The sequence below is a fragment of the Mycobacterium sp. MS1601 genome (genome assembly GCF_001984215.1).
GTDB lineage: Bacteria > Actinomycetota > Actinomycetes > Mycobacteriales > Mycobacteriaceae > Mycobacterium.
This window is the reverse complement of sequence record NZ_CP019420.1, coordinates 4,182,329-4,204,329: the sequence shown is the minus strand read 5'-3', so window position 1 is coordinate 4,204,329 and position 22,001 is coordinate 4,182,329. Positions and strand designations below refer to the sequence as shown.

Annotated in this window: 21 protein-coding genes and 1 pseudogene; 9 read left to right on the top strand and 13 right to left on the bottom strand. The window is 63.2% G+C overall.

The window, feature by feature from the left end; genetic code table 11:
- Positions 1-259: 259 nt before the first annotated feature.
- Positions 260-1,735, top strand: a complete 1,476-nt coding sequence (locus BVC93_RS20425) for a hypothetical protein (RefSeq protein ID WP_083739060.1) — start codon at positions 260-262, stop codon at positions 1,733-1,735.
- Positions 1,736-1,871: 136 nt separating this feature from the next.
- Here BVC93_RS20425 and mobF read toward each other — a convergent pair.
- Positions 1,872-4,669 (bottom strand): annotated as a pseudogene (gene mobF / locus BVC93_RS20420) (MobF family relaxase).
- 569 nt (positions 4,670-5,238) lie between these two features.
- A complete protein-coding gene (locus tag BVC93_RS34780) occupies positions 5,239-6,939 on the bottom strand; it encodes a zinc-ribbon domain-containing protein (protein ID WP_442929099.1) in 1,701 nt (566 codons plus the stop codon).
- A 573-nt stretch (positions 6,940-7,512) separates the two neighbouring features.
- Here BVC93_RS34780 and BVC93_RS20405 point away from each other — a divergent pair.
- Entirely contained in the window at positions 7,513-8,661 is a 1,149-nt protein-coding gene (locus BVC93_RS20405; RefSeq protein WP_083739058.1) for a helix-turn-helix domain-containing protein, read from the top strand.
- A 203-nt stretch (positions 8,662-8,864) separates the two neighbouring features.
- Here the strand turns inward: BVC93_RS20405 and BVC93_RS33205 are convergent, their stop codons facing one another.
- Positions 8,865-9,173, bottom strand: a complete 309-nt coding sequence (locus BVC93_RS33205) for a hypothetical protein (protein ID WP_157517007.1) — start codon at positions 9,171-9,173, stop codon at positions 8,865-8,867.
- A gap of 720 nt (positions 9,174-9,893) precedes the next feature.
- Here BVC93_RS33205 and BVC93_RS20395 point away from each other — a divergent pair.
- Together BVC93_RS20395 and BVC93_RS20390 are read left to right on the top strand one after the other, a co-directional pair.
- On the top strand, positions 9,894-10,169 hold the full coding sequence (locus tag BVC93_RS20395; protein WP_083739056.1) for a hypothetical protein: 276 nt from the start codon (positions 9,894-9,896) through the stop codon (positions 10,167-10,169).
- Positions 10,170-10,250: 81 nt separating this feature from the next.
- Positions 10,251-10,880: a C39 family peptidase gene (locus tag BVC93_RS20390; RefSeq protein WP_083739055.1), complete on the top strand. Its 630-nt coding sequence runs from the start codon at positions 10,251-10,253 to the stop codon at positions 10,878-10,880.
- 50 nt (positions 10,881-10,930) lie between these two features.
- Here the strand turns inward: BVC93_RS20390 and BVC93_RS20385 are convergent, their stop codons facing one another.
- Positions 10,931-11,476 (bottom strand): TetR/AcrR family transcriptional regulator, encoded by a 546-nt coding sequence (locus tag BVC93_RS20385; protein WP_083739054.1) that lies wholly within the window; start codon positions 11,474-11,476, stop codon positions 10,931-10,933.
- 80 nt (positions 11,477-11,556) lie between these two features.
- On the opposite strand from BVC93_RS20385, the gene BVC93_RS20380 reads away from it, so the two are divergent.
- From BVC93_RS20380 to BVC93_RS20370, 3 genes are all read left to right on the top strand, one after another.
- Positions 11,557-12,456 carry an aldo/keto reductase gene (locus tag BVC93_RS20380; protein WP_236950040.1) on the top strand — a complete coding sequence of 300 codons (900 nt, stop codon included), beginning with the start codon at positions 11,557-11,559 and terminating at the stop codon, positions 12,454-12,456.
- Positions 12,457-12,541: 85 nt separating this feature from the next.
- Positions 12,542-12,898 carry a hypothetical protein gene (locus tag BVC93_RS20375; protein ID WP_157517006.1) on the top strand — a complete coding sequence of 119 codons (357 nt, stop codon included), beginning with the start codon at positions 12,542-12,544 and terminating at the stop codon, positions 12,896-12,898.
- Between the two features lie 58 nt (positions 12,899-12,956).
- Positions 12,957-13,217, top strand: coding sequence for a hypothetical protein (locus BVC93_RS20370; protein ID WP_083739051.1), 261 nt, complete (start codon positions 12,957-12,959; stop codon positions 13,215-13,217).
- A gap of 1 nt (position 13,218) precedes the next feature.
- On the opposite strand, the gene BVC93_RS20365 is transcribed toward BVC93_RS20370, so the two are convergent.
- The 4 genes from BVC93_RS20365 to BVC93_RS20350 form a co-directional block, all read right to left on the bottom strand.
- The gene (locus BVC93_RS20365; protein WP_192860048.1) at positions 13,219-13,458 is read right to left on the bottom strand and encodes an anti-sigma factor family protein; all 240 of its coding nucleotides are present in this window, start codon (positions 13,456-13,458) and stop codon (positions 13,219-13,221) included.
- Positions 13,455-14,090 (bottom strand): RNA polymerase sigma factor, encoded by a 636-nt coding sequence (locus BVC93_RS20360; RefSeq protein WP_083739050.1) that lies wholly within the window; start codon positions 14,088-14,090, stop codon positions 13,455-13,457. The genes BVC93_RS20365 and BVC93_RS20360 overlap by 4 nt, the downstream gene beginning before the upstream one ends.
- 13 nt (positions 14,091-14,103) lie before the next feature.
- Complete coding sequence (locus tag BVC93_RS20355) at positions 14,104-14,613, bottom strand: YkgB family protein (protein WP_083741191.1); 510 nt, start codon at positions 14,611-14,613, stop codon at positions 14,104-14,106.
- A gap of 71 nt (positions 14,614-14,684) precedes the next feature.
- Positions 14,685-15,005, bottom strand: coding sequence for a hypothetical protein (locus tag BVC93_RS20350; RefSeq protein WP_083739049.1), 321 nt, complete (start codon positions 15,003-15,005; stop codon positions 14,685-14,687).
- A 197-nt stretch (positions 15,006-15,202) separates the two neighbouring features.
- Here BVC93_RS20350 and BVC93_RS20345 point away from each other — a divergent pair, with 197 nt between their 5' ends.
- Together BVC93_RS20345 and BVC93_RS20340 are read left to right on the top strand one after the other, a co-directional pair.
- Positions 15,203-15,961, top strand: a complete 759-nt coding sequence (locus BVC93_RS20345) for an enoyl-CoA hydratase (RefSeq protein WP_083739048.1) — start codon at positions 15,203-15,205, stop codon at positions 15,959-15,961.
- A 140-nt stretch (positions 15,962-16,101) separates the two neighbouring features.
- Positions 16,102-17,385 (top strand): sensor domain-containing phosphodiesterase, encoded by a 1,284-nt coding sequence (locus tag BVC93_RS20340; protein WP_083739047.1) that lies wholly within the window; start codon positions 16,102-16,104, stop codon positions 17,383-17,385.
- Position 17,386: 1 nt separating this feature from the next.
- Here BVC93_RS20340 and BVC93_RS20335 read toward each other — a convergent pair whose 3' ends face one another.
- From BVC93_RS20335 to BVC93_RS20315, 5 genes are all read right to left on the bottom strand, one after another.
- Positions 17,387-18,514, bottom strand: a complete 1,128-nt coding sequence (locus BVC93_RS20335; RefSeq protein ID WP_083739046.1) for a dihydrolipoamide acetyltransferase family protein — start codon at positions 18,512-18,514, stop codon at positions 17,387-17,389.
- The gene (locus BVC93_RS20330) at positions 18,511-19,527 is read right to left on the bottom strand and encodes an alpha-ketoacid dehydrogenase subunit beta (protein WP_083739045.1); all 1,017 of its coding nucleotides are present in this window, start codon (positions 19,525-19,527) and stop codon (positions 18,511-18,513) included. Before BVC93_RS20330 ends, BVC93_RS20335 begins: the two co-directional genes overlap by 4 nt.
- 2 nt (positions 19,528-19,529) lie before the next feature.
- Positions 19,530-20,597: a pyruvate dehydrogenase (acetyl-transferring) E1 component subunit alpha gene (pdhA, locus tag BVC93_RS20325; protein ID WP_083741190.1), complete on the bottom strand. Its 1,068-nt coding sequence runs from the start codon at positions 20,595-20,597 to the stop codon at positions 19,530-19,532.
- 98 nt (positions 20,598-20,695) lie between these two features.
- The gene (locus tag BVC93_RS20320; protein WP_083739044.1) at positions 20,696-21,517 is read right to left on the bottom strand and encodes an HpcH/HpaI aldolase/citrate lyase family protein; all 822 of its coding nucleotides are present in this window, start codon (positions 21,515-21,517) and stop codon (positions 20,696-20,698) included.
- On the bottom strand, positions 21,504-22,001 hold the full coding sequence (locus BVC93_RS20315) for a MaoC family dehydratase (RefSeq protein ID WP_083739043.1): 498 nt from the start codon (positions 21,999-22,001) through the stop codon (positions 21,504-21,506). The genes BVC93_RS20320 and BVC93_RS20315 overlap by 14 nt, the downstream gene beginning before the upstream one ends.

Sequence of the window (22,001 nt, the reverse complement as noted above, 5' to 3'; positions counted from 1 at the left end):
CCCGTGAGTGCGCGGTCCTAACCCCTGCGAAACCTGCAGCGCACCCACGCCCGCCGCAGCCATGCCACGACGGCCGTTCGGCACAGGCGACGCAGCCGAGCCGATTCGGTCGTGTCGCCTCTACGCTCGAGGGGCCGGTTTGACTGGCGTAGTCACAGGCTGGCTGGTCGCCAGCGCGAGCGCACACGTATCGGCGACATGGGACACGATTCAGAAGCCATCGCCAGAATCGTCGGGACCGCGAGTTAGGTTCAGGAACGTGGCTCTCACGGAAGACGATCTCGAACTTGTTGCAGTTGAACTGATCGACATCGGCGAGCTCATCGTCTCCGAGGGTGCAGATGGCCAGCCGAGCGTCTGGCAAGTGCACGCCAAGAAGCATGCGTTCAACCAGCACGAGGGTCAGACCGTGGAGTTAAGACCAGCAGCGGGCACGGATCAGCGCGCCGTAGCGGCCATTAGAGCCCCGCTGGGCACGTTGGTTTACCGAGTCCGCCGTAGCTCGATCGAGGCAATACGCCGGTCAGCCCTAACAGTCCCGGAATTAAAGCCGGATCGTGTCGAAGAGAGCAGGCGGAATCGCCGCAGGCAACGCTCGCCCGGCGCCGATTCTGGACCGCGACCGCGAGTCAGCCACGCAATCAGGGCACGCTGGATCGACATACTGCAAGATGCACGGTTCGTTTTGGACACGTTGCGTCACCAAACCACCCATGCACCTCGCCCAAATGAGTTCACTCGTGGAATGGGCCCAAGTCTATGGAAAATCCAGCCGGGCCGCCTGGTGCACAAGTACGAGGCAATGAATCTCCCCGCCGGATGTCAGTTGGAGCGCGCACTCGGTGATGTCGTCGAGGACGTACGGGAATTTCTCGATCAACCCCCACCGTGGAACACAAGTCAAGTCGCGGCAGACCTCAGCCTCATCATTCCCGCAATCGATGCCGCGATCGGACGGTTGAGACTCATGGAACCAGATTTGGAAACGGTGTCGGAAGTCGTGGACGACCTCGAGCGCGACTTCCTTTTATCGCTCGCCGTGACGCTAACCGGACAAGGCACACTCGCGAAGACTCTGGCGGAGTGGGAACAGGGTAAGAAGGGTGACTACCTCGACATCGCCTCGTTTCGCCTCGTCGGCGAGGGCGGTCCCGGCCGGCTGCACATGCGGGACGTACACGAAGCCACGGATGCCGGCATCACGACGTACCTCATCGGCCAAGGACTCCGCTCCCATGACAAATATCCTGACGTCCAATACATGCTTTACAGCCAGTGGTTCACATACATATACGCACTTTGGGAGGAGTCGTACCGTCGCCGACTCGCAACTGCGCACGGATCAGACAGTGATGGCATGCCTTGGACTCGCTTCGATATACGAAGTCCTCTGTTCGGAGACATACGGAACATCCGAAATGATGTGGTCCACAAGCATGGCGTCGTCGACGCTAGTGCCGGTAACCGCCTACTTACCCGGTTTTCAGATGGGGAAAGAATCGAGATAACAGTCGAGCAGATGATGTCGCTGATCAGCTTGTTCCCTCGCCCGGAGTTGGTTTCCACGCCTGTGCGGGCCCAGCCAGGGAACCTGCAAAATCTGCCATGGTCTGTCGCTCCAGAACTCGTAGACGAGGTCCGCCAGATCGCCAGCTCTCGCGCTATGACGCGAAAGCAGAGCCGGGACATAGGAAACGAAGCGCTGAAACTCTGGATTGCGAGCCATAGAGAATGAGACAGCAGTCCGCGGGCGTACGCCGAGCAATTACAACCAGCCGCAGAGCGCTATGCCCCTAATTCCAGCATAGAAACTCTGCGCGTCCACCGATGCACGGTCTAGTGGCCGTGAGGTCGACGGGGGCGGATTGTCGTCAGATTTCGAGTCCGTAGTCTGAGTGTCGGCTTCTGTCGAGGTGCCGCTGTTGAGCTTCTTTCCTGCTGCGCTCGTGTTCTTGCCGCTGGATTTTCCAGGCGTCACAGCTCTCTTGTCGGCGCTCCGTGGCGGCGGTGCGCATGCTGACGAGGTCGCGGACGCGCTCCGGCAGTGCCTCGTTGACGGTTTGCGCGGCGTAGGCATGCGCGGTGACGGCCGGCGCGTCGTTTGCAAGAACGCCGAAAATGAGGGTGGCAGCTTCAGCGCTGTCACCCCTCTGCGCGACGTGAGTTCCGGCAGGTGCTCCGTGACGGAATTCGCTTGCCTCGGTGCTTCGTTCGTAGATATGCGCGTAGTTGGCTTGGCGTCCCCTAGTCATCGCCACATAGAACAAATTGCGGCTGGTGCCGTCGCTGAGCACGGCATGGCACGCGTCGGCGGTGACGCCCTGGGCGGAGTGCACGGTGACGGCATACCCAAGGCTGACGTGTTCTCGGACGTAGTCAATTTCGAGGAAAGCTCGAGCTTTGTCGTCGAGGCGTTCGGCCGCAACACGATTCGCATTTGAGTCGACCGCAGTGACCCGCCAACGGTTCCCGTTGCGCACGGGCGGCAGCGACTCAGCCCCGGGCGTCGAATGGTGAAAGGCGATGGTGGGGTCGTTGCGACGGCTGATGATCAGGTCTCCGACGCTAACTTGCTGGCCGCGGGCGCCGAGAGCGGACGGGGCGTTTTGGTCGATTCGATCTTTGTGAATGCGGAGGTTGAGCGCATCGGCCATTTCGGTGGTGTCGCAGACGAGCAAGGCGTCACGGCCGAGTTCGGTGTCGGCCTTATAGGCAGCGAGCGCGTCCGCGGCCATGGTGATTGCGTCGCCGCAATGCAACCGATCGTGGCTGCGATACCAGTCCACGGCGTGACGACGCTCAGCTGGTTCGCCGTCACGCAACGCGAGGGACGCGGTGCGTTCTTCTGGGTCGGTCATTCGCCACACCTCGGAGAGATGTTGCGTCCAAGGCAGATCCGCGCAGAGTTGGGCAACATGCCGCCGCGGGCCTTGACTGGCGCCAATTGGCTGGCGTCACCGACAAGCACCGTTTTCGCACCCGCCTGCGTGGAGGCAGTCAGGAGCTGGCGTAAATCGTCGGTGCCGACCATGCCGGATTCGTCGATGACGACGAGGGTCGAGGGGTCGAGCGTCAACGTTTTGTCGCGCAGCGACTGCACCGCCTTGACGACTGTCATGCCGTCATCGCCGGTGCCTTCGCGCATCGCGACGTCGACAGCCTGACCGGTCGGTGCCAGGACAAGAACGGTCGCGCCGAACCGGTGGTGTGCCGCGCTGGCGAGCGCACGTAGAAAGGTGGTCTTGCCCGCCCCCGCCGGCGCAGAGAGCGGTTGCACAAGCCAGGGCGAGTCGCCGATGTTCCGCACTGCAGCCGCCTGAGCTGGATACAGGCCAGCGGTGTCGTCGTCGCGCACCCAGAGCCTCGCTCGATCATTCGTCGCGTCGACCAGGCGGAGTAACGCGCCTTCTTCGGCCAAGATCCGCGTCAGCGTGAAGCGCTCATGGCCCTCGCGCTCGTGGGCGGCGCGCGGCGCGGTCAACCGCATCCCAACCTCATCGACGGCGGTTTCAACCGCAACGCGCGGCGACAGGTCCCCATCGACGGGAAGTTGCGCGCTAACGATCTCAACGAGGTCCGCGCGAGTGAACACCGTCCTATCGATTTTCTCCGCGGCCGCAGCCAAACTCGCGCCGTCAAACGCAGTCCGCGCCGCGGCGCGGCGCGCCGCACGCGCCTTCAGAAACGCGGCGCGGTCCAGAACGAGACCCCGCGCATCCTCGCGCCACTGCCGCTGCAATTCACTCCACGCAAGCTCTTCCGGTTTGGCGGGACGGGCGGCCTTCTGTGCTGCCGCAAGCTGCGCCGCGCTCAACGGGCCGTCCACCGAAACGAGATTGTGGGCCGCCCACTCCCGTAGCTGCGACGAACGCCGCGACCATGCAGTGATGGTGTAGCGATCGACTCCGGCGGTCTCGGCCATCCCCGTTCCCGGATCCACCGGCGCCCACTCGATCCCTAGCGATTGGTGTAGTTCGCGTCGCAACGTGGCTTGATAGATGACCCCCGCCGCGCGGGCTTCGTGATACAGCGACGTGCCGTCCAGCGACACCAGCACCCCATCGTTCCGGGCTTGCCGATTCGGCAGGATTACGTGGGTATGCAGATGCGGATCTCCGCACCGCGACGTCTCATGCTGATAAGCCACCGCCACCAATCCCGGCAACTTCACCAGGTCCTTCTCCCCCGTCACGCTGTTGTGTACGCGGGTGTAGCCGGCATGCGCGGCCAAGTACTCCATCGCCTCTGCAAGCGCCGTCGAATGCGCGGCAGCGATGGCCTTTTGGACCACATCGTCGGCGCGCAAAGCGCGCAGCAACGACACGCTTTTTGGCGAGGCGAAGGTCAAATCGAAGCCGTGCACACCGCGGGTTCCGAAGGCGCGCCCGCAGGCGCTGTTGGGCGCGACACCGTCGTCAAGCCACCGCGCCACGACCGCCGAATCGGCTTCCCCACCCGCGCGCTGCAGATCCGTTAAACCCACCAACAGCGCTGCGGTATGCGTGTCGCCCGCGCACAACCACACTGGGGTGCGCGTCTCATGTTCGGAGTAGTACTCCCCCAAGCCACCGTTGGCCTTTTGGAGGTCAGAACTGGCCCGCCCAGCGGCCTTAGCGGTGTCGATGTAGTAGCTCACCGAAGACCGTCTCAGCTTCGAAATTGTCAGCATCTGCAGACCCGCTCAAAACCGGAGGTATTGACACTTACTGCGCCACAACCAGTCTCGCACTCCTTGTGCAAATGTGCCAAGGGTTTCCGACTATGGAGTTTGTGAGATATGAACGAAGACAGTCTGATTCATATTGATTGAGAGCGAAGGAGAGCCTGTTGGGAATGGGCGGATGGCCGTTGAGAAATGATGGAGCTGAAGCCTGGAAGGAGAGGTTTGAGCGCGCTGGTGCCGCCAGCATTTCGGTAAGCCGCAACATTTTCCCTTCGGGCGCCGGCCGCCATTCCCGGGTCCGAGGAGCCGGTTACCTACTCAGTTACCCACGCCGGCCGGCGCGTTCGGCGAAAGCATCGAGCACGGCGAGTACTTCAGGAGAACGCCACACTCTGTTGCGGGGTCCGTTGGTTGTCTCAATGACGATTCCCGTTTTCGTGAGCGGGTTGAGATACCGGTGTGCATTGGTCGACTCGATGCCCAGGTCGTGCGCTAGCAGTACGGGGTTGACGACCGGGCGGCGGGTTAACAAGTCGGCGACCTTCCACACCGTGGAGTCAGACCGCGGGGATAAATCAACGACGCGTGCGCTTCCTTCCGCTCTCCGAGGTGGGGCACTTTTTGCAGCGTCCAAACTCTCGTCGGAAAGCCACTCGGGCTTCCCACTCGTGTCCGCGGTGGCACTGCCACCAGACGAGCCTGTTGCTCGCTGCGCTCACCTGCATGGGCGTCAAAGGATGGTTCCGTGTGGGGTGCCATTCTTTCGCCACCTCAGGGAATAGATCTTGGAAAGAGTTTCCCGGCCTGGGCACAGCGCGCCTTTCAGCTCGCCGTTGAACTCCGCAGGGAGGACAACCGCGGCCAGCCGCACGGGATGCAAGCACAGCCTCCCACTCGTGGCCGCAGTCGGGGCAAAGCCACCAGAACTTCTCGTTATTCCCGGGATGGACACTCCCAGGAGTGAGCGCGCCGTTCCTTCTAGGATGGAACTGCTTTGCCAGATCAGGTAGCTCGCTTGCGAGGCTCCGCGAGCGGTGGCGATTGAGTGCGGTGTTGGCCGCAGCCTGTCCCCATAGCTCGGGGTCTTTCTGGTACTCAGCACCTTTCGGGGCGACTACTCCGAGATCTGTCAGGGCCCGAAGGATCGAAATCGCCAGCGATTTCACCGGCTCGGTCGGAGACACGAAGACCTCGTGTCCACCGAGGGATCCGAGCGGTCGTTCCCTCACGCGCAGAACAGTCCACCCCGCGGATTCGAGCGCGGCGGTCTGCTTCTGGTCGTCGAGGAGCTTGTTCGCGTGGTAATAGGAGCCGTCATATTCGATGACGAGACGGATGTCAGGCAGCACGATGTCGGCCTTGACTGGTCTGCGGCGGGTCGGGACTGCTATCGGCGGATAGTCATGCTGGACGGACAAGCCTGCAGCGGCCAGCTCAAACTTGAGCCGGATTTCCCGTTCCGAAACTCCAACGATCGAGCAATGCGGGCAGCCGACCCCAACCGCCCGCGGCGCGACCTTGGCCTTCCACTGATGGCCAAATTGGCACTGCCACCACACCGACGCATTCCCTCGCGGCCGAATGTCGAAAGGTGTCAATGGCAGGTTGAGCGTTGGGTGCCACTCGCTGGCCAGTTCAGGCATCCTCTCGGCCAGCGATTCGCCTGGTTTCGGCTTCGACTTAGTCCGGCTGATGCGCGCGTAGCTACACATAGGACACCCCTGGCTGCGCGTCGTGCGCTTGGCGGCGCTGGTGCTCCACTCGTGGGCGCAAGTTTTGCACTTCCACCATCGATTCGGGCGGCTGCCAGGGTTTACGTCGCCGGCCGTCAAGGGCCCATTCCTAGTCGGGTGCCACTCAACAGCGACATCCGGGAAGAGGTCCGCCAGCGACCTACCGGGCTTAGGCGTCGATTTTGTCAAATGCCTTTGAGCTTCAGCGCATACGGGGCACTGCTCTCCCCTTAGTCGGTCGCACGGTGGCACCTCCCACTCGTGCCCCTGTTTACACAACCACCAAACTCTCTTATTGCTCGCAGGCTTGACGTCAATCGGCTTCAGATCACCGTTGCGGGTCGGACTCCACTCGGCGGCGACATCCGGGAACAAGTCACCCAAGCTTCGGCCAGGTTTGGGTGTGGCCCGAAGGATCCCCCGTCGAACATGCCAGCACTTCTGGCAGCTACTGCCCCGGCGAGCTCGCGAATTGACTTGAGTTGACCACTCATGGCCGCAGGCTCGGCATACCCACCAAACCTTGGCATTGCTGCCCGGCATCACATCAGCAGGAGTGAGATCTGGATTCAGCGTGGGGTGCCACTCAGCAACTAGCTGCGGGTAGAGGTCAGCCACAGATCGTCCTGGAGCAGGACTGGCGACCATGAAATCGAGGTTAGTAGTGCCTACTGACAGATTGGCGTTTGTGAGCCGTGCTGGATAGTCATGATGAGCACAAACCACACGTTGGCGCTAGATCCTAGGTGTTGTTAAGTTGAGTTAGATCGACTCAACCGTGGCGGGTATAGAACTGATCTACATGTTGTGGCGGGGTGGTCAGGGCAGGGCTCGTCAGGCTTAGTTTGTGGAAACTCTCGGTCACATCGACCGGAGTTCCATCTCCACCTCGCTAGTCCAGTGACGCCGCGACGTTCCCCCAATCGAAGCCCTGATGCGTCTTCGTACTGAGTCATTCAGCACGAAGAGCGCAGTCGCTCCATCGAGCGCGAGGGTTGAGTTACGAGGGCATCACGTTTCTAATGGCAAGGTCACAGCAGCTCACCTGGGGCCACATACAACGAGCACGGCCACATTCCTGGCGCTGCGCGTGCTTAGTGTGCGAGAATCGCACACATGAGTGGCATCGACTCGAAGGTGCTTGGGGGACGGATCCGAGAGGCGCGCAAGCGCGCTGACATGAGTCAAGAGGATCTGGGACGCATCATCAGCTTGGAACGTACAGTCGTCAACAAGATCGAGGCCGGTATTCGCAAGGTTACGGCGCTTGAGCTTGCGGATATCGCGGCCGCGATCAACACAAACATGTCAACCTTCTTCGATGACCCTGTTCCCGCGCTCGTCGCTCACCGTTCGAGTCAAGGGTTAGACACAGCCGACTCCAAGATTGATGCGCTCCTTGCGAACCTAGCTAGCGAGGTCGAATTTGTGGCCGCGATGGGGGTTGACAAAGAGCTGGGGCTTAGTGGCGCGGACGTTGTCTCGCAAGCAGGAGTTATTGCGCCGGCGACCCATTCCGAAGCAGAAACGCTCGCCACGTTAGCGCGGGAATTAATGGGCCTTACGGCGGATGAAGCTATCCCAACCCTGTCCGCGAGCGTAGAAAAATTGGGACTCCTAACTTTTTCGCGCGATATAGGTAAGGATACTGCGGACGCGGGAACAATCATGTTGCGCCGCGGAGGTGTAGCCTTTATCAACAGCTATATGAAAATCGGACGCCGCCGACTTGCTCTAGCTCATGAACTCGGCCATTACCTTATCGGCGACAACTACACGATTGACTGGCGAGTGGATCATCAATCGTGTGACGATGTTCCGCTAGAGTCTCGAATTGATCGTTTCGCACGGGCAGTTCTTTTGCCCGAGTCTGCGGTCGTGAAGCAATGGGGCGAGCGGCTAGATCAGTTTCAAAGCGCCCGCAGCGCCGCCATTTGCCTAGCCAGCAAATTTAGGGTGGATATGGCCACTCTAGCAACGCGGCTCAGGGAGCTTGAACTTATTGATGCCGAGACACGCGCCGAGGTTTATAAGTACCGGACCACTCAGACGGACATTATTGAGATGAATTTGTATGTCCCGGTAGAAGAACTAGCAGCGACGACGGTTCCGCGACCATTTGCACGAGCGGTACTTCGTTTAGTGCGCGACGAACGAATCAGCCGCGAGCGAGCTTTGCAACTTTTACAAGGGACGGTCGATGATGTTGACCTGCCAGAAGTGCGCGAACGACGCCCCGATGAAATGTGGAAGTTTGTTTCGTGACATTGCCGGACAACGTCCTTGTATTTGACACTGGACCGTTGCGCCATTTCGCCATTCAGCAGTGGCTAGGAGTCTTACGTTTTATAACTAGAGATCGAACAGTTTACATTCCCGACACTGTTCATCGTGAACTTCACAATTCTGTCTCGTATGAGCCCGCGATTCAATCCGTACTTGATGCGGATTGGATAACTGTCCATCATTCAACCGACCTCGTATTTGCGAAAATATTCGCCCACTATTCCGATCGGCTCGCTGTAGGCCCAACGAATCTGGGGGAATGTGGAGTTCTCGCAATGGGTGAGTTCTACAACTGTGAGGTTGTAATCGATGATGCCACGCCCCGTACCATTGCCGAGGAGAAAGAAATCCACGTCACCGCCACCGTTCCCCTCCTCTGCCAGGCAGTGCGGGAAAAACAGCTTACATTGGTGATGGTCGAACACTTGGCAGACGATCTCCTCGGCGGAAAGTACTATCTGCCGTTTGGCCCAGGCGGGTTCCGACAGCATGTACTGGAAAATGGACTTCTTGACTACGAAGACACTTTATAGGCGGATCAGTTCGCCGGCCTGTGAGGTAGGGACTCATCCGGTCCTTGGCGGCGGCCGGGAGACCAGCCGATAGGTACCCGCCACGGCGGCTCTCCTCGACCAATCAAGTCGGTGATTCTTGCCCCGAGCTGCTCCGACGGCGTTGCCGCTTATTCGGCGTATATGACCAAGAATCAACCGGAATCAGCTAGTCCGAGCCGCACCAGCCAGAAGAAAAACCCATGCTCTAGCAGCACAAACAAGCGCATTTCCGGAACAACTCGGACTCCCCGATTCCAAATCCCTAGGTCGCAGGTTCGATTCCTGCCGGGGGCGCTGGTCAGAGGTGGTGTTTAGCCGCCGGCGACGAGGTTCAGGTAAGCCGGCTCGCACCCTGACGAATCACCCCGAACAGTCCCCCATTCGTTCCGACGGCGACTGTGATGAGCTGCGACCACGCAGCTGACCGCTATAGGCACAAAGACGCGGCAAACCACGATGGCGACCGTGCAAACCAATCGACGCTTTATGAAACCCTGCCTGCCGGGATATTTGGACGCAGGCGTCAATATTGTGATCCAAGCCACTATGACATTGTCGTGACATTTACCCAGCATTGACTAACCTCGGAACCATTCAAAGTCGCTGAGAACATGCTCTCGAACTCGTCTAGCTCGTCATATCTGCGAAAGGTTTCTCATGTCCAGTTTGCTGACTCGCCGCTACAAGCAGGCCAGACGCAGGCTGAAACTGGCCGTTCACGACTTCCGAACCTTCACCTCACCTGCGGTCAAGGTGGTATTGGTTGCACTGTTGATGCTCGTCACGGTGGCTGCCGTCATCTATGCGCTGCGCAATGACCCAGCAAAGAGCCTGCCCGCCCAACCCGACACGCAGCCGGCCGCGCTGTGGTCGGTGCAGTCAGCAGCCGACCACTCTGACACGCTCACCGTCGGGCGCCCGACGGCCGTCTGACCCGTCGCCACAAGAATCCGACAAGGATCCATCAAGGGCTGGCGTCGACTCTTTCCTCATCGCCCGACGAGAGGAAAGAACATGACCACCACCCTCATCCGCACCATCGTCACCACCGGCCTGATCGGCCTTGCCGCGCTGGGCTCCTCAGGGGTGGCGCATGCGGAGATGTTCGGCGATCCCGCCGGCATGGCCGGCTGGACCGTCGAGCAGGCCTACAACGACTGCGCGCTGATGGCCGCCGCCGACGTAATAGGACAGATCACCGGAACCGCGCCCGACGAAGAAGAGATCATCGAGTTCGCCAAGCACACCCCCAGCGTGACCGTCTCCGACGACATGATCTACGACCAGACCGATGACGAGGACGACCCCAACGGCGGCACCATCTTCGGTGACCTGCCGATTGTGCTGGCGCACTACGGCGTTGCGGCCCACTATGTCGACGGCGCCAATCTCCATTCCATCGAGCACGCACTGGATCGCGGCGCAGCGGTGATCGTCAGCCTGAACTCCGAGAGCATCTGGGACGTCGACGGTGACCGCACCGTGTCCGACCATGCGGTGGTGGTGACCGGCGTCGACACCGACGCGGGGATCGTGCACCTCAACGACAGTGGCACCGCCGACGGCGCCGACGAGCAGGTCAGCATCGAACTCTTCGACGCCGCCTGGGGCACCAGTGGCTACGAGATGGTGGTGACCCGCTGATCCGCTGTCGATGATGCGGAACACCGGATACTCGACAAGATCTCTGCCGGCTAACGCGAGGTCACCAGTCCGTCGAGAAGCAGATCGACCATGCGGGTGGACTGCTCGGGGGAACTGCTGACCAGGAAGATGCCCAACAGACTGGACACCACGTCGTCGGCGCAGACATCGGCCCGCAGGCTACCGTCCGCCACGCCGGCCTGTAGCAGGGTGGTGACGGCGCCGACGATGGCCGCTCTGGTGTCAGTGCGCTCCACCACCCCGGACTCGAAGATGGCCACCAGAGACTCGGCCATACCGCGTTTGGCGGCGACGAACTCGGCGTAACGGCGCATCCACAACCGCAATGCCTCGACAGGTGGGTGTGCTGCCACCAACGCGGGCGCGCATGCCGACACCTCGGCCAGTTCAGCGCGGTACACCGCTTCGATGAGTGCATCACGTGTCGGGAAGTGGCGATACAGCGTGCCGATTCCGACGCCGGCCTCGCGCGCGATGCCCTCCAGGGACACCGATCCGTCCTGCGCGGCGAACGCGGCAGCCGCCACCGCCAGTAGACGCTCGCGGTTACGTCGTGCGTCGGCACGCTCGGCCATATCGGAGGCCCCTCCGTTTCTGTTACGGTGAAAACGGAGGCTCCTCCGAATTTGTCACGAGTATGCCAGCAGGAGTGCACATGACCGCACGTATCGGCTCCCACCCCGTCAACCGCGTCGGATACGGAGCCATGCAACTCGACCAGAACGTCGCCGAAGAGGACGCCGGCGCGATCCTTCGGCGAGCCGTCGAACTGGGCGTCAACCACATCGACACCGCCTCGTTCTACGGCGCCGGCGAGGTGAATCGCCGCATCAGGCGCACATTGGCGCCCTACCGGGATGATCTGGTGATCGTCAGCAAGGTCGGCGCGACCCCCGCCGACGGACCTATCCCGCTCAAACCGGCGCAGAAGCCGGCCGAATTGCGCGCCGAGGTCGAAGCCAACCTCACCGAACTCGGGCTCGAGTGCATTCCGGTGGTCAATCTCAGACGCCTCGACCTGGGCCCTGGCGTGCAGGCCGAGGGCGACCAGATTGTCAGCATGGACGACCAGCTCGCGGAGATGATCGCGTTGCGCGACGAGGGAAAGATCGGCGCCATCGGGCTCAGTGCCGTGGATGTCGACGGTGTGCGTGCCGCGCTGCCCGCGGGAATCGTCTGTGTGCAGAACGCGTACAGCCTGCTGGACCGGGCGCAGGAGGCCACCCTCGAGCTGTGCCGGGCCGAAGGCATCGCCTGGGTGCCGTTCTTCCCGCTGGGTTCGGCCTTTCCCGGGTTTCCCAATGTGGCCGACAACCCCGTGGTCCAAGCCGTGGCCGCTGATCTGGATGCCACGGCGGCCCAGGTAGGGCTGGCCTGGCTGCTGATGCACGCGCCGAACACGCTGCTCATCCCCGGCACCCGGTCGCTGCACCATCTGGAACAGAACATCGCCGCAGCCACCCTGGCGCTGCCCGCCGATGCCACAGCGTGGCTCGACGCCGTGGGAAGCACTGAACCCCAGCACCATGGCATGGACCAGTTCATCGAGAGCTGACTACGTATTGACGCAAACGTCAAGCACCGCTGCGGTTTTCACCACCTCCCACACACATGCAGTACGTGCCCTACGATTCCCTGCCATGGGGAGTTGGAATTCACTGACAGCGGCAGCACTGACCGGCCTGACAGCCGTGGGCATCGGCCTGGCCGCCGCCCCGGGGGCGGTGGCCGAGCAGCCCAACATCCCGGGCGTCATCACGCCCGACGAGGCCAGGGAGATCGCCGCCAGCGGCGCCAGCACGTGCGCCACACTGGCCCGCTCCGCTGCCACGGCCTCGTTGACTCCCGAGGACGTCAGCCTGGTCATCGACAGCTACCTCGGCGAAGGCTGGGATACCGAGTCCACCGCCGACATCCTCATGCAGTCGGTGGACCGTGGGTGTGGACAGTTTCTACCGCAGGTGTCGCGAGCCCTCACCAGCTACAACCCCGGCTGATCGGTAGCGCGCAGAATCCGACAAGAATCCGACAAGGTCGGTGTCGGAGGCTTCACCCATGAACCTCGCCCGCCGTTTCGGCGCCCGCCACTTGGTCGCCATGGCGCTCATCCTCGGCGTCGCCCAGGCGGGCGCGCCGACCGCCGCCGCCCACGTCCTCGACAGCGATGCCGACCCGCCTGTCACCGAATGTCTACCCCGGTCTCGGACTCCCACAGTCGACCCGCTGGCGGTCACCGTCGCCTCATGCGGTGCACTGGGCGCTGCATCGGTGATGGTGTTCTTGGTGGCAGCACCGAAGCGGGACGACGAGGAGTGACTCAGCGCCAATCCCGAAAGGCGCTCATCAAGCGGGAACGGAACGCCGGGTCGAGTTCGTCGGCAGGGATGCGTCCCACCGTAGACACGGTGGACCGGAACTGCTGCAGATAATTCTCGCAACCGTCACACTCGAGCAGGTGGGCATCGAAGCGGGCCCGCTCATCCAACCCGAGCGAGTCGTCGAGATACGCCGTCACCAACTCGACAAGCTCGTTGCAGTCCAAGGACTTTCCCGTCATAACGATTCCCTCAGGTAGTTCTCGAGCGCTTGCCGCACCGCAGCCCGGCCCCGGTGCAACAGGACACGTTGGTTGGCGATGCTGATGTCGAGCAGCTCGCACACTTCCGCCGAATCCATTCCCAGCATGTCACGCAGTGTCACCACCACCCGCTGCCGTTCAGGCAGCCTGTCCAACTCGCGGCGGGCCATCGCGATCAACTCATCGCCGAGCACTGTCCCTTCCGGGGTGTCCGGAAACGGCGCGGGCACTTCAGTGGGCAACCAATGCCCCGGATAGGGATCGTCGGCACCGCGGAAGCGGGCGGGGTCGACGGTGCCGTCGGTGAAGGCCAACACCTCGAGGTCGCTGTGACGGCGTTCTCGCACTCCCCTGTTCTTGGCGATATTGATCAGAATCGTGAAAAGCCATGTGCGCAGCGAGGATCGGCCTTCGAACGAACCGATTCCCTTGAGCAGCGCGATCCAAGTCTCCTGCACCACTTCTTCGGCCATCTCACGGCTGGACACGTAACCACGCGCTATTCGCAGCATCGCGGCGGTGTGCCGGTCCACGAGTTCGCAGAAGGCCGATTCGTCACCGGCCCTCAGCGCGGCGACGAGCCCCACCTCGTTACCATCTGTCCTGGTCATGGTGATCAAGATGCTAAACCCGAGCGTCGTCCCGCGAGGCGAAGTCGGCTCGCACGGCATCGGTCAGGGTCCATGTCGCCACACCCAGGAGTACCACGTCTTTGATCAGGAACTGACCGGTGCTCGACAGCACGGGAAACCCGCCCGCGCTGGATTCGAACACTCCCGGGGTGGTGAACAGGAAGCTCAGCGTAGCCAGGAACAGGCAGATGGCCACGACACTGCCGGTAGCAGAAAGTCTTGGCCACCAAGGTTTCACCGCGATCAGGATTGCCGCGGCGACCTCCACGACCCCCAGGACGGCGGAGAACGCCGTCACCGAGAGGACGTCGTACACCCAACTCATGAAAGGACTGTTGGCCACCAGCGGCTGGATACCCTGCGCCTCGAATGCGGTGAACTTCAACAGCCCGATCCACCCGAGTACCAGCACCAGGCCGTAACGGGTGAGCGCGCCGGCCAGGTTGGCAAGTCGAACCGAGTTGTGTTGACTGACTTCGGTACTCGATGTTGTCATTGTCATTCCTTCCAGATCTGCGGATATGACCATGAGTGCTCACCGAAGCGGTGGGCGTTACACCAGACAGTGCCACCTCAACGGACGGTGACGTACACCGTCATCACGATGTCCGGCGCGAACTGGCGGTCGTAGTCGGTGTAGCTGTCGTGATTGGCGGCGTTGGCATCGGTGTGGGTGAACGTCGCGCCCTTGCCGACGGACACCACGGTGGCCTGGTCGAGAGGCCTGTCACTGAGCCGGTTGACGATCACTTGATACCCCTGCGCCTCGAGGTCGTCGATGGCCTGGACCGCATTGCTCGCTGCGGTGGGCGCGGCGGCAGCCGGAGCGGCCATGCCGAGGACGGCGACTGACAGGGCGCCGGCAACGGTGACGGCGATGGTGTGCTTCTTCATTTCGGGTTCCTGCTCTTTCGTGTTGCGAACCGGTGCTTGATAGTGCTGAGCTCCGGGTGATCCGTTACACCGCAGGCAGGTCCGCGTCCGCCTCATGGCGCCAACCATCCGAACCCGCGAACAGCAGGCAACCATCTCACCAGCAACGTGACGCAGCCGGCGTTCAGCCCTATTCGTGAACCCGGTAGCGTGCGACCATGGCCAGCGCAGACCCCGTGCTCTACCAGGTAGACGATCGCGTCGCCCTGATCACCGTCAACGACCCGGACCGGCGCAATGCCGTCACCGACGCGATGTCGGCGCAGTTGCGGCAGGCCATCGAGACCGCGGAAGCCGACACCGGCGTGCACGCGGTGGTCATCACCGGGGCCGGCAAGGCATTCTGCGCTGGGGCTGACCTCAGCGCGCTGGGGGCCGCCGCCGAGGAGGGGTTGCTGCGGATCTATGACGGCTTCATGGCCCTGGGGAGTTGCACGCTGCCCACCGTCGCCGCGGTGAACGGCCCGGCCGTCGGGGCCGGGTTGAACCTGGCGCTGGCTGCCGATGTGCGGATTGCGGGGCCGAAGGCTGTCTTCGATCCCCGCTTCCAGAAGCTGGGCATCCATCCCGGTGGCGGTGCCACCTGGATGCTGCAGCGCGCGGTCGGCCCGCAGGTGGCGCGGGCCGCCCTGTTGTTCGGGATGCGGTTCGATGCCGAGACGGCGGTGACGCACGGGTTGGCACTGCATGTCGCCGACGATCCGGTGGCCGCGGCGCTGGATCTGGCACGCGGCCCGGCGTCGGCGCCGCGGGAAGTGGTGCTCGCTACCAAGGCAACCATGCGCGCCACTGCCTCGCCGGGGGCCGTGGACACCGACTCGCACCACAGTGCCATGCGCACCGAACTCGGACCGCAGGCGAGTTCCATCCAATCACCGGAGTTCACAGCGCGATTGGCCGCCGCGCAACGCCGATAGAGGTTTCACATTCGGAGCTCAGAGCCGAGCGCCGCTGCGTCCGGGTACGAGAATCTCTGCAACAACGTTTCCGGCAAATCAATTCACAGGACAAAGAGTACGCTAGAGTCGGTTCTAGCCTGCGCTTGTGCCATGCACGTGTGTCGCTGTTCGCGCTCGCCAGCAAGGAAGTGCACATGCAGCGACTTGTCGAAGCGCTCACCGCGTCGGTAGATCCAGTGTTGTTGACGCGCCGGATTGCCGAGCAAGCCTGCCTGTTCACTCCCAAGGCCAGCGGCGCCGTCGTCAGCATCTGTACCCCCGAGGACCACTTGGTGATCGTCTCTGCCCACGGTGCCACCTCGTCGCAACTCGGTTTGGTGTCGCCGATGGAAGGGACCTTCCAAGCTCGGGCCCTCCAGTCGAGGAGACCGGAAGTCGTTTATGACACATGGGACGATCCCCGGCTCCCGCCGCCCACCCGACAACTCGCCATCGACATGGGTATCCGCTCCGGGGTGGCTATTCCACTGTTCCACAACAATGTGGGACTCGGCGTGCTGTCGGTGGTGGCGGCCGAGCCCTCCGCGTTCGACGAGTTGGACATCGCGGCCATCGCGTCACTGAGTCGGCTGGTTTCAGCGTTGATCGGCTCGCATTCTGAACTGTCGTGCCTCCTCAACGACCTCTTCGATGACACCGGCCATACCTCGCGCACGCAGTCGACCGCGCGGTTTCTCGCGGCACTTCTCATCCCCGAACGGGCCGATCAAGATGATCTGCACGACGGGCTCGACTCCATGCTGGCGGCTGGTCCGCTGCGTCCGGTGTTTCAACCGATCAGGGACCTGTGCACTCGCACTGTGGTCGCCGTCGAAGGGCTCTGCCGTTTCCCAGGCGCTGGGGAACTCGATGCCGGGCAGTGGTTTTCGCGGGCAAGAAGGCTGGGTCGCGGTATCGATCTGGAACGCCGGGCCCTGCGAACCATTCTCGAGGCGGCTGCGCTGGATGACGACGTCCAAAAGTACCTGTTGAAAAGCGATCGCAAACTGGTGGTCGAGATCACCGAACACGAGCCGTTCCCGGACGATCTGGGACAGGGCTTGGAACCGTTGCGCCGCAAAGCTATACAAATTGCGGTGGACGACGCCGGCGCCGGCTATGCCAACCTCAACCAGATCCTGCGGATTCAGCCCGACATCGTCAAGATCGACGGCGAGCTCACCACCGCCATCGACCGCGACCCGGTCCGGCGCGCACTGGCCTCGTCCATCGTGCAGTTGGCGAAAGAACTGGATGCGCGCATCGTTGCCGAGGCAATAGAGTGCGATGCACAGCAACTCGTACTGCGACGACTGGGCGTCCACTACGGCCAGGGGTATCACCTCGGCCGCCCGGCGCCGGCACAGCAGATCCTGCCCCAGCTCGCCGACCTGACTTCCTGAATCACAGATCGAGCAGTGCCCGTTCCGGCGACTCGACAAGCTCGCGCAGATCGTTGAGGAACGCCGCCACCTGCGCACCGTCGACAACACGGTGATCGAACGCGCATGTCAGTCGCATGGTGGGCCGTGCACACACCTGGCCGTCGACCACCACCGGCCGTGGCCTCAGCGACCCCATGCCGAGGATCGCCGCCTCGGGCGGGTTGATCACCGGCACCCCGTCATCCAGACCCAGCGCACCGAAGTTCGAGACAGTGAACGTCGAGCCCTGCAGCTCAGCCGGTTTCACCGTGCCCGCACGCGCCGCGTCGATCAGTCTGCTGACCTCGTCGGACAGTTCGCGGGTGGTCTTGAGATGTGCATCGACCACCACCGGCACCAGTAACCCGCGGGGGGTGGCCACACCGAACCCGAGGTGCACCGCGTGGTGGGTGTGCACCTGCGGGCCATCGGGGCCGTCTACCCAGGTGGAGTTGACCAGGCGATGCCGACTCAAGGCCAGTACCAGCAGCCGCAACGTCAGCACGAACGTCGTCACCTGCAGGTTGCTCCGCACGTCCAGCACCCGGGTGCCGTCGACGTCGACACCCGCGTGAGCATCCGGAATCTGACTGCGTGACAGGACCATTCGCTTGGCCATCTCCGCATGCACACCACGAACCGGCAGCACGTCGTGTGCGATGCCGGCGCGTGAGGCCGCCGTGACACCGGCGGCCGCCAGCACCGAATCCCGGGAGATCACCCCGTCGACCCCTGGTTCGAGGTCACCGAGATCGACCAACAGATCAGCGGCCAGTTTGCGGACCGCAGGCTTGGCCCTGGGGCGCGCCCGCCGGCTGACGTCAAGGTCGGCGTCGGCTCCGTAGCCCACGAGGACCGGCGTGCGCGTTCCCGGAGCGGAGTCGACGCACACCAGCGGAGCTCCGACCGCCAGCACGTCTCCGGGTTGGCCGCCCAGCGACATAATTCGGCCTGCGAACGGACTGGGGATCTCGACTGCGGCCTTGGCCGTCTCCAATGTGCACAGTGTCTGGTTCAAGGTGACCTCGTCGCCCACGGCGACGTTCCACTCCACCAGGGTGGCCTCGGTGCGACCTTCTCCGAGATCGGGGACCAGGAACTCGCTCATGGCATGCCCATCGCGCGGTCTACACAGTCCAGCAGCCGGTCAGGCCCTGGCAGCCAGACCTTCTCGAGCCGGGCCGGTGGATACGGGGTGTCGAATCCGCACGCACGCAGCACCGGGGCCTCCAAGTCGTAGAAGAGGTCCTCCTGGATGCGGGCGGCCAACTCTGCCCCGAAGCCCAGCGTGCGCGGCCCCTCGTGCAGCACGACGGCGCGGCCGGTGCGCCGGACCGAGTGGGTCACGGTGTCGAAATCCAGCGGGTTCAGCGACCGCAGATCCACCACTTCCAGATCGACGGGACTCTGCTGCGCCGCGGCCAGCGCCGTACCGACCAGCGATCCGTAGGTCAGTACGGTGACATCGCGGCCGGGGCGACGCACGACAGCCTGCCCGAGGGGCGGCGCCGGTGTGCTGGTGTCGACGGGCTCGCGGCCCCAGTATCGACGTTTCGGTTCCAGGAAGATCACCGGGTCGCGGGCGTCGATCGAGTAGCGCAACAGCCAGTACGCATCCGTCGGTGTGGACGGCACCACCACCTTCAATCCCGCGGTGTGCAGCCAGTAGCTCTCGGTGGACTCCGAATGATGTTCCACCGCACCGATTCCGCCGAATGACGGGATGCGCACCGTCACGGGCATGTCGACATCGCCGTGTGTGCGCATCCGGTATTTGGCCAGATGGCTGACGATCTGATCGAACGCCGGGTACGAGAAGCCGTCGAACTGGATCTCCGGCACCGGGACGAATCCGCGAATCGCCATACCGATGGCAATGCCGATGATGGCCGATTCGGCCAGCGGTGTGTCGAAACACCGTTGCTCACCGAAGGTCTCGGCCAGGCCCTCGGTGACCCGGAAGACCCCACCCAAGTTGGCCACGTCCTCCCCGAACACCAGCACCCTGTCGTTGGCGGCCATGGCGTCGTGCAGTGCGGCATTGATCGCCTTGCCCATACTCAGATCGGGTATGCCGGGAAGGTCGGCGGACAGTGGTGGACGCTCGATGATCTGTGTCATGCTCAGGCCTCCCTGGCCAGTTCGGCCAGCAACCGGTCCCGTTGGTCGGCCAGCTCGGCGGTGATGTCGTGATAGACGGTGTTGAACACATCGGCGACGTCGAAGTCCGGCTCGTCGATGATGTTGGCGCGCAACTCTTCCCGCAGCCGCTGAGACCGGGCCACCGTCCGCTCCTCGAGACGTTCGGTCCAAACACCCTCGGATTCGAGATACGTGCGGTACCGCGCGATCGGATCACGGGTCTCCCAGAGCCGCACCACCTCAGGATCGCGGTACCGGGTCGGGTCGTCGGAGGTGGTGTGCGGCCCCATCCGGTAGGTCAACGCCTCGATGAGGGTGGGCCCGCCTCCCGCGCGGGCCCGTTCGGCCGCCTCTGCCATCACCGCGAAGCACGCCAGCACATCGTTGCCGTCCACCCGCACCCCGGGCATTCCGTACCCGACCGCTTTGTCCGCCAACGACGGCGCCGCCGTCTGCCGGTGCAGCGGCACCGAGATCGCCCACTGGTTGTTCTGGATGAAGAACACGCACGGCACCCGGTACACCGCTGCCAGGTTGAAGGCCTCGTGGGCGTCACCCTCGGAGGTGGCGCCGTCCCCCATGAACGCAACCGTCACAGAGTCCTCGCCAAGGCGCTGGGCCGCCATGGCAGCACCGACGGCGTGCAGGCCGTGCGTGCCGATGGGAATGGCCAGCGGGGCGCAGCACTTTTCGGTGAAGTCCAGGCCGCCGTGCCAGCGACCCCGCCACACCGCACCCACCTTGGACGGGTGAATTCCACGGGCCAGGAAGGCACCCAGTTCGCGGTACTGCGGGAACAACCAGTCCGTCTTGCGAAGAGCGGCGGCGGCGCCGATCTGCGCGGCTTCCTGGCCTCGACACGACGCGAACAGTGCCAGCTCACCTTGGCGCTGCAGGTTCACGAACTCGGTGTCCAGGCCGCGGGTGACGACCATCAGTTCATAGAGCCAGGACAGGGTTTCCGGCGGTAACTGGCTTCGGGCACGCGCCTCGGGAGTCGCGCTCCCGTCGGGCGCCACGAACTGGACAGGCTCGACCACTACTGCCATACCGCCTCCTTGGGCCATGCGACGGCATGTGGCGCCGTCAGACGACTGAGGTGCTCAGCACGGCTGCGGTCAGAGCAAAACCCCTGGTGTGGGGCCTGTCAGCGGGCGCCGGGGTGGGGCGCCAGGCCGACGATGCGCTCTGCTCGCCGCAATACTGGGGCATCCACCATTATGCCCTCGAACTGGAAGACGCCCCGCTGGTTTGCCACTTCGGCCAGGACGTGTCGGGCCCAGCGCACCTGCTCGTCGGTGGGGGTGTACGCAGCGCGGATCACCGCCACCTGGCTGGGGTGGATGGCCACCTTGGCGTCGAATCCCACGGCCACAGCGTCGTCGGCTTCAGCTGCCAGCCCGTCGAGATCCTTGATGTCGATGTACACCGCGTCCAGAGCCAGTCGCCCGTAGGCCTTCGCCGCCAGCAATGACTGCGAGCGCACGTGCTGGGCGACGTCGCGGTAGCTGCCGTCTGCGCGCCGGTTGGCGGTGCCGCCGGTGAGGGCGAAGAGGTCCTCAGCTCCCCACATCACCGCGTAGGCGTTATCGGATCGGGTGGATTCGACGACGTTGAGTGCCCCGAGCGGAGTTTCGACGAGCACGATGACATCCAGCGGCGCCAGTGCGCTGACCTGTTGCGCCGACTCGGTTTTGGCAAGCATGACGGTGGTGTACGGCGTCTGGGCCAGGGCCTGCAGGTCGAGGTGGTGATCAGCGGTTCCACTGGGGTTCACCCGGACCACGGTGCGGCCCGGCTGCAGCGGGGTGTCGATCAGGGCCCGACGGGCTAGTTCCCGGTCCTTGGCGGCGACGCCGTCTTCGAGGTCCAGGATCACCACGTCGGCCGCGTTGGCGGCCTTGTCGAAGCGCTCCGGGCGATCGGCCGGGCAGAACAGCCAGGCCGGGCCGGGACTATCCAACGCCATCTACGTCCTCCGGAATCTTTCGGACCATGGTCTTGCGGGACGCCGTGGCCACGATGTCGCCGTGCTGGTTGCGCCCGGTGTGGGCGAAGGTCACGATGCCCTCACCGGGACGGCTCTTGGATTCACGCTTGTCGGCGATCACCGTCTCCGCGTAGAGCGTGTCACCGTGGAAAAGCGGCTTGGGAAAGGCGATGTCAGAGAAGCCGAGGTTGCCGACGATGGTGCCCTGTGTCAGCTGCGCCACCGAGAGGCCCACCAGAGTGGACAGCGTCAGCATCGAATTCACCAGCCGCTGATGGAACGGCGGCTGCGCGTCGGAGAACGCCGCATCCAAGTGCAGCGCCTGGGTGTTCATGGTCAGCGTGGTGAACAGCACGTTGTCCGCTTCGGTGAGGGTGCGCCCCGGGCGGTGCAGATACTTGACGCCGAGTTCCAACTCCTCGAACCAGAGACCACGCTGCACAACAACTTTCGTTTCCGCCAT

Coding starts and splice junctions, on each gene's coding strand:
- BVC93_RS34780 (WP_442929099.1), bottom strand. CDS start 6,939: ATGCCGGGCAGCAATGCCAAGGTTTGGTGGGTATGCCGAGCCTGCGGC.
- pdhA (WP_083741190.1), bottom strand. CDS start 20,597: ATGGCAGTAGTGGTCGAGCCTGTCCAGTTCGTGGCGCCCGACGGGAGC.
- BVC93_RS20395 (WP_083739056.1), top strand. CDS start 9,894: ATGTCCAGTTTGCTGACTCGCCGCTACAAGCAGGCCAGACGCAGGCTG.
- BVC93_RS20335 (WP_083739046.1), bottom strand. CDS start 18,514: ATGAGCGAGTTCCTGGTCCCCGATCTCGGAGAAGGTCGCACCGAGGCC.
- BVC93_RS20355 (WP_083741191.1), bottom strand. CDS start 14,613: ATGACAATGACAACATCGAGTACCGAAGTCAGTCAACACAACTCGGTT.
- BVC93_RS33205 (WP_157517007.1), bottom strand. CDS start 9,173: ATGCTGTCGGAACCCGCCTGGGCCAAACGGCAGATAGTACTTTCCGCC.
- BVC93_RS20365 (WP_192860048.1), bottom strand. CDS start 13,458: ATGACGGGAAAGTCCTTGGACTGCAACGAGCTTGTCGAGTTGGTGACG.
- BVC93_RS20375 (WP_157517006.1), top strand. CDS start 12,542: ATGGGGAGTTGGAATTCACTGACAGCGGCAGCACTGACCGGCCTGACA.
- BVC93_RS20370 (WP_083739051.1), top strand. CDS start 12,957: ATGAACCTCGCCCGCCGTTTCGGCGCCCGCCACTTGGTCGCCATGGCG.
- BVC93_RS20330 (WP_083739045.1), bottom strand. CDS start 19,527: ATGACACAGATCATCGAGCGTCCACCACTGTCCGCCGACCTTCCCGGC.
- BVC93_RS20360 (WP_083739050.1), bottom strand. CDS start 14,090: ATGACCAGGACAGATGGTAACGAGGTGGGGCTCGTCGCCGCGCTGAGG.
- BVC93_RS20315 (WP_083739043.1), bottom strand. CDS start 22,001: ATGGCGGAAACGAAAGTTGTTGTGCAGCGTGGTCTCTGGTTCGAGGAG.
- BVC93_RS20350 (WP_083739049.1), bottom strand. CDS start 15,005: ATGAAGAAGCACACCATCGCCGTCACCGTTGCCGGCGCCCTGTCAGTC.
- BVC93_RS20385 (WP_083739054.1), bottom strand. CDS start 11,476: ATGGCCGAGCGTGCCGACGCACGACGTAACCGCGAGCGTCTACTGGCG.
- BVC93_RS20405 (WP_083739058.1), top strand. CDS start 7,513: ATGAGTGGCATCGACTCGAAGGTGCTTGGGGGACGGATCCGAGAGGCG.
- BVC93_RS20320 (WP_083739044.1), bottom strand. CDS start 21,517: ATGGCGTTGGATAGTCCCGGCCCGGCCTGGCTGTTCTGCCCGGCCGAT.
- BVC93_RS20345 (WP_083739048.1), top strand. CDS start 15,203: ATGGCCAGCGCAGACCCCGTGCTCTACCAGGTAGACGATCGCGTCGCC.
- BVC93_RS20380 (WP_236950040.1), top strand. CDS start 11,557: ATGACCGCACGTATCGGCTCCCACCCCGTCAACCGCGTCGGATACGGA.
- BVC93_RS20390 (WP_083739055.1), top strand. CDS start 10,251: ATGACCACCACCCTCATCCGCACCATCGTCACCACCGGCCTGATCGGC.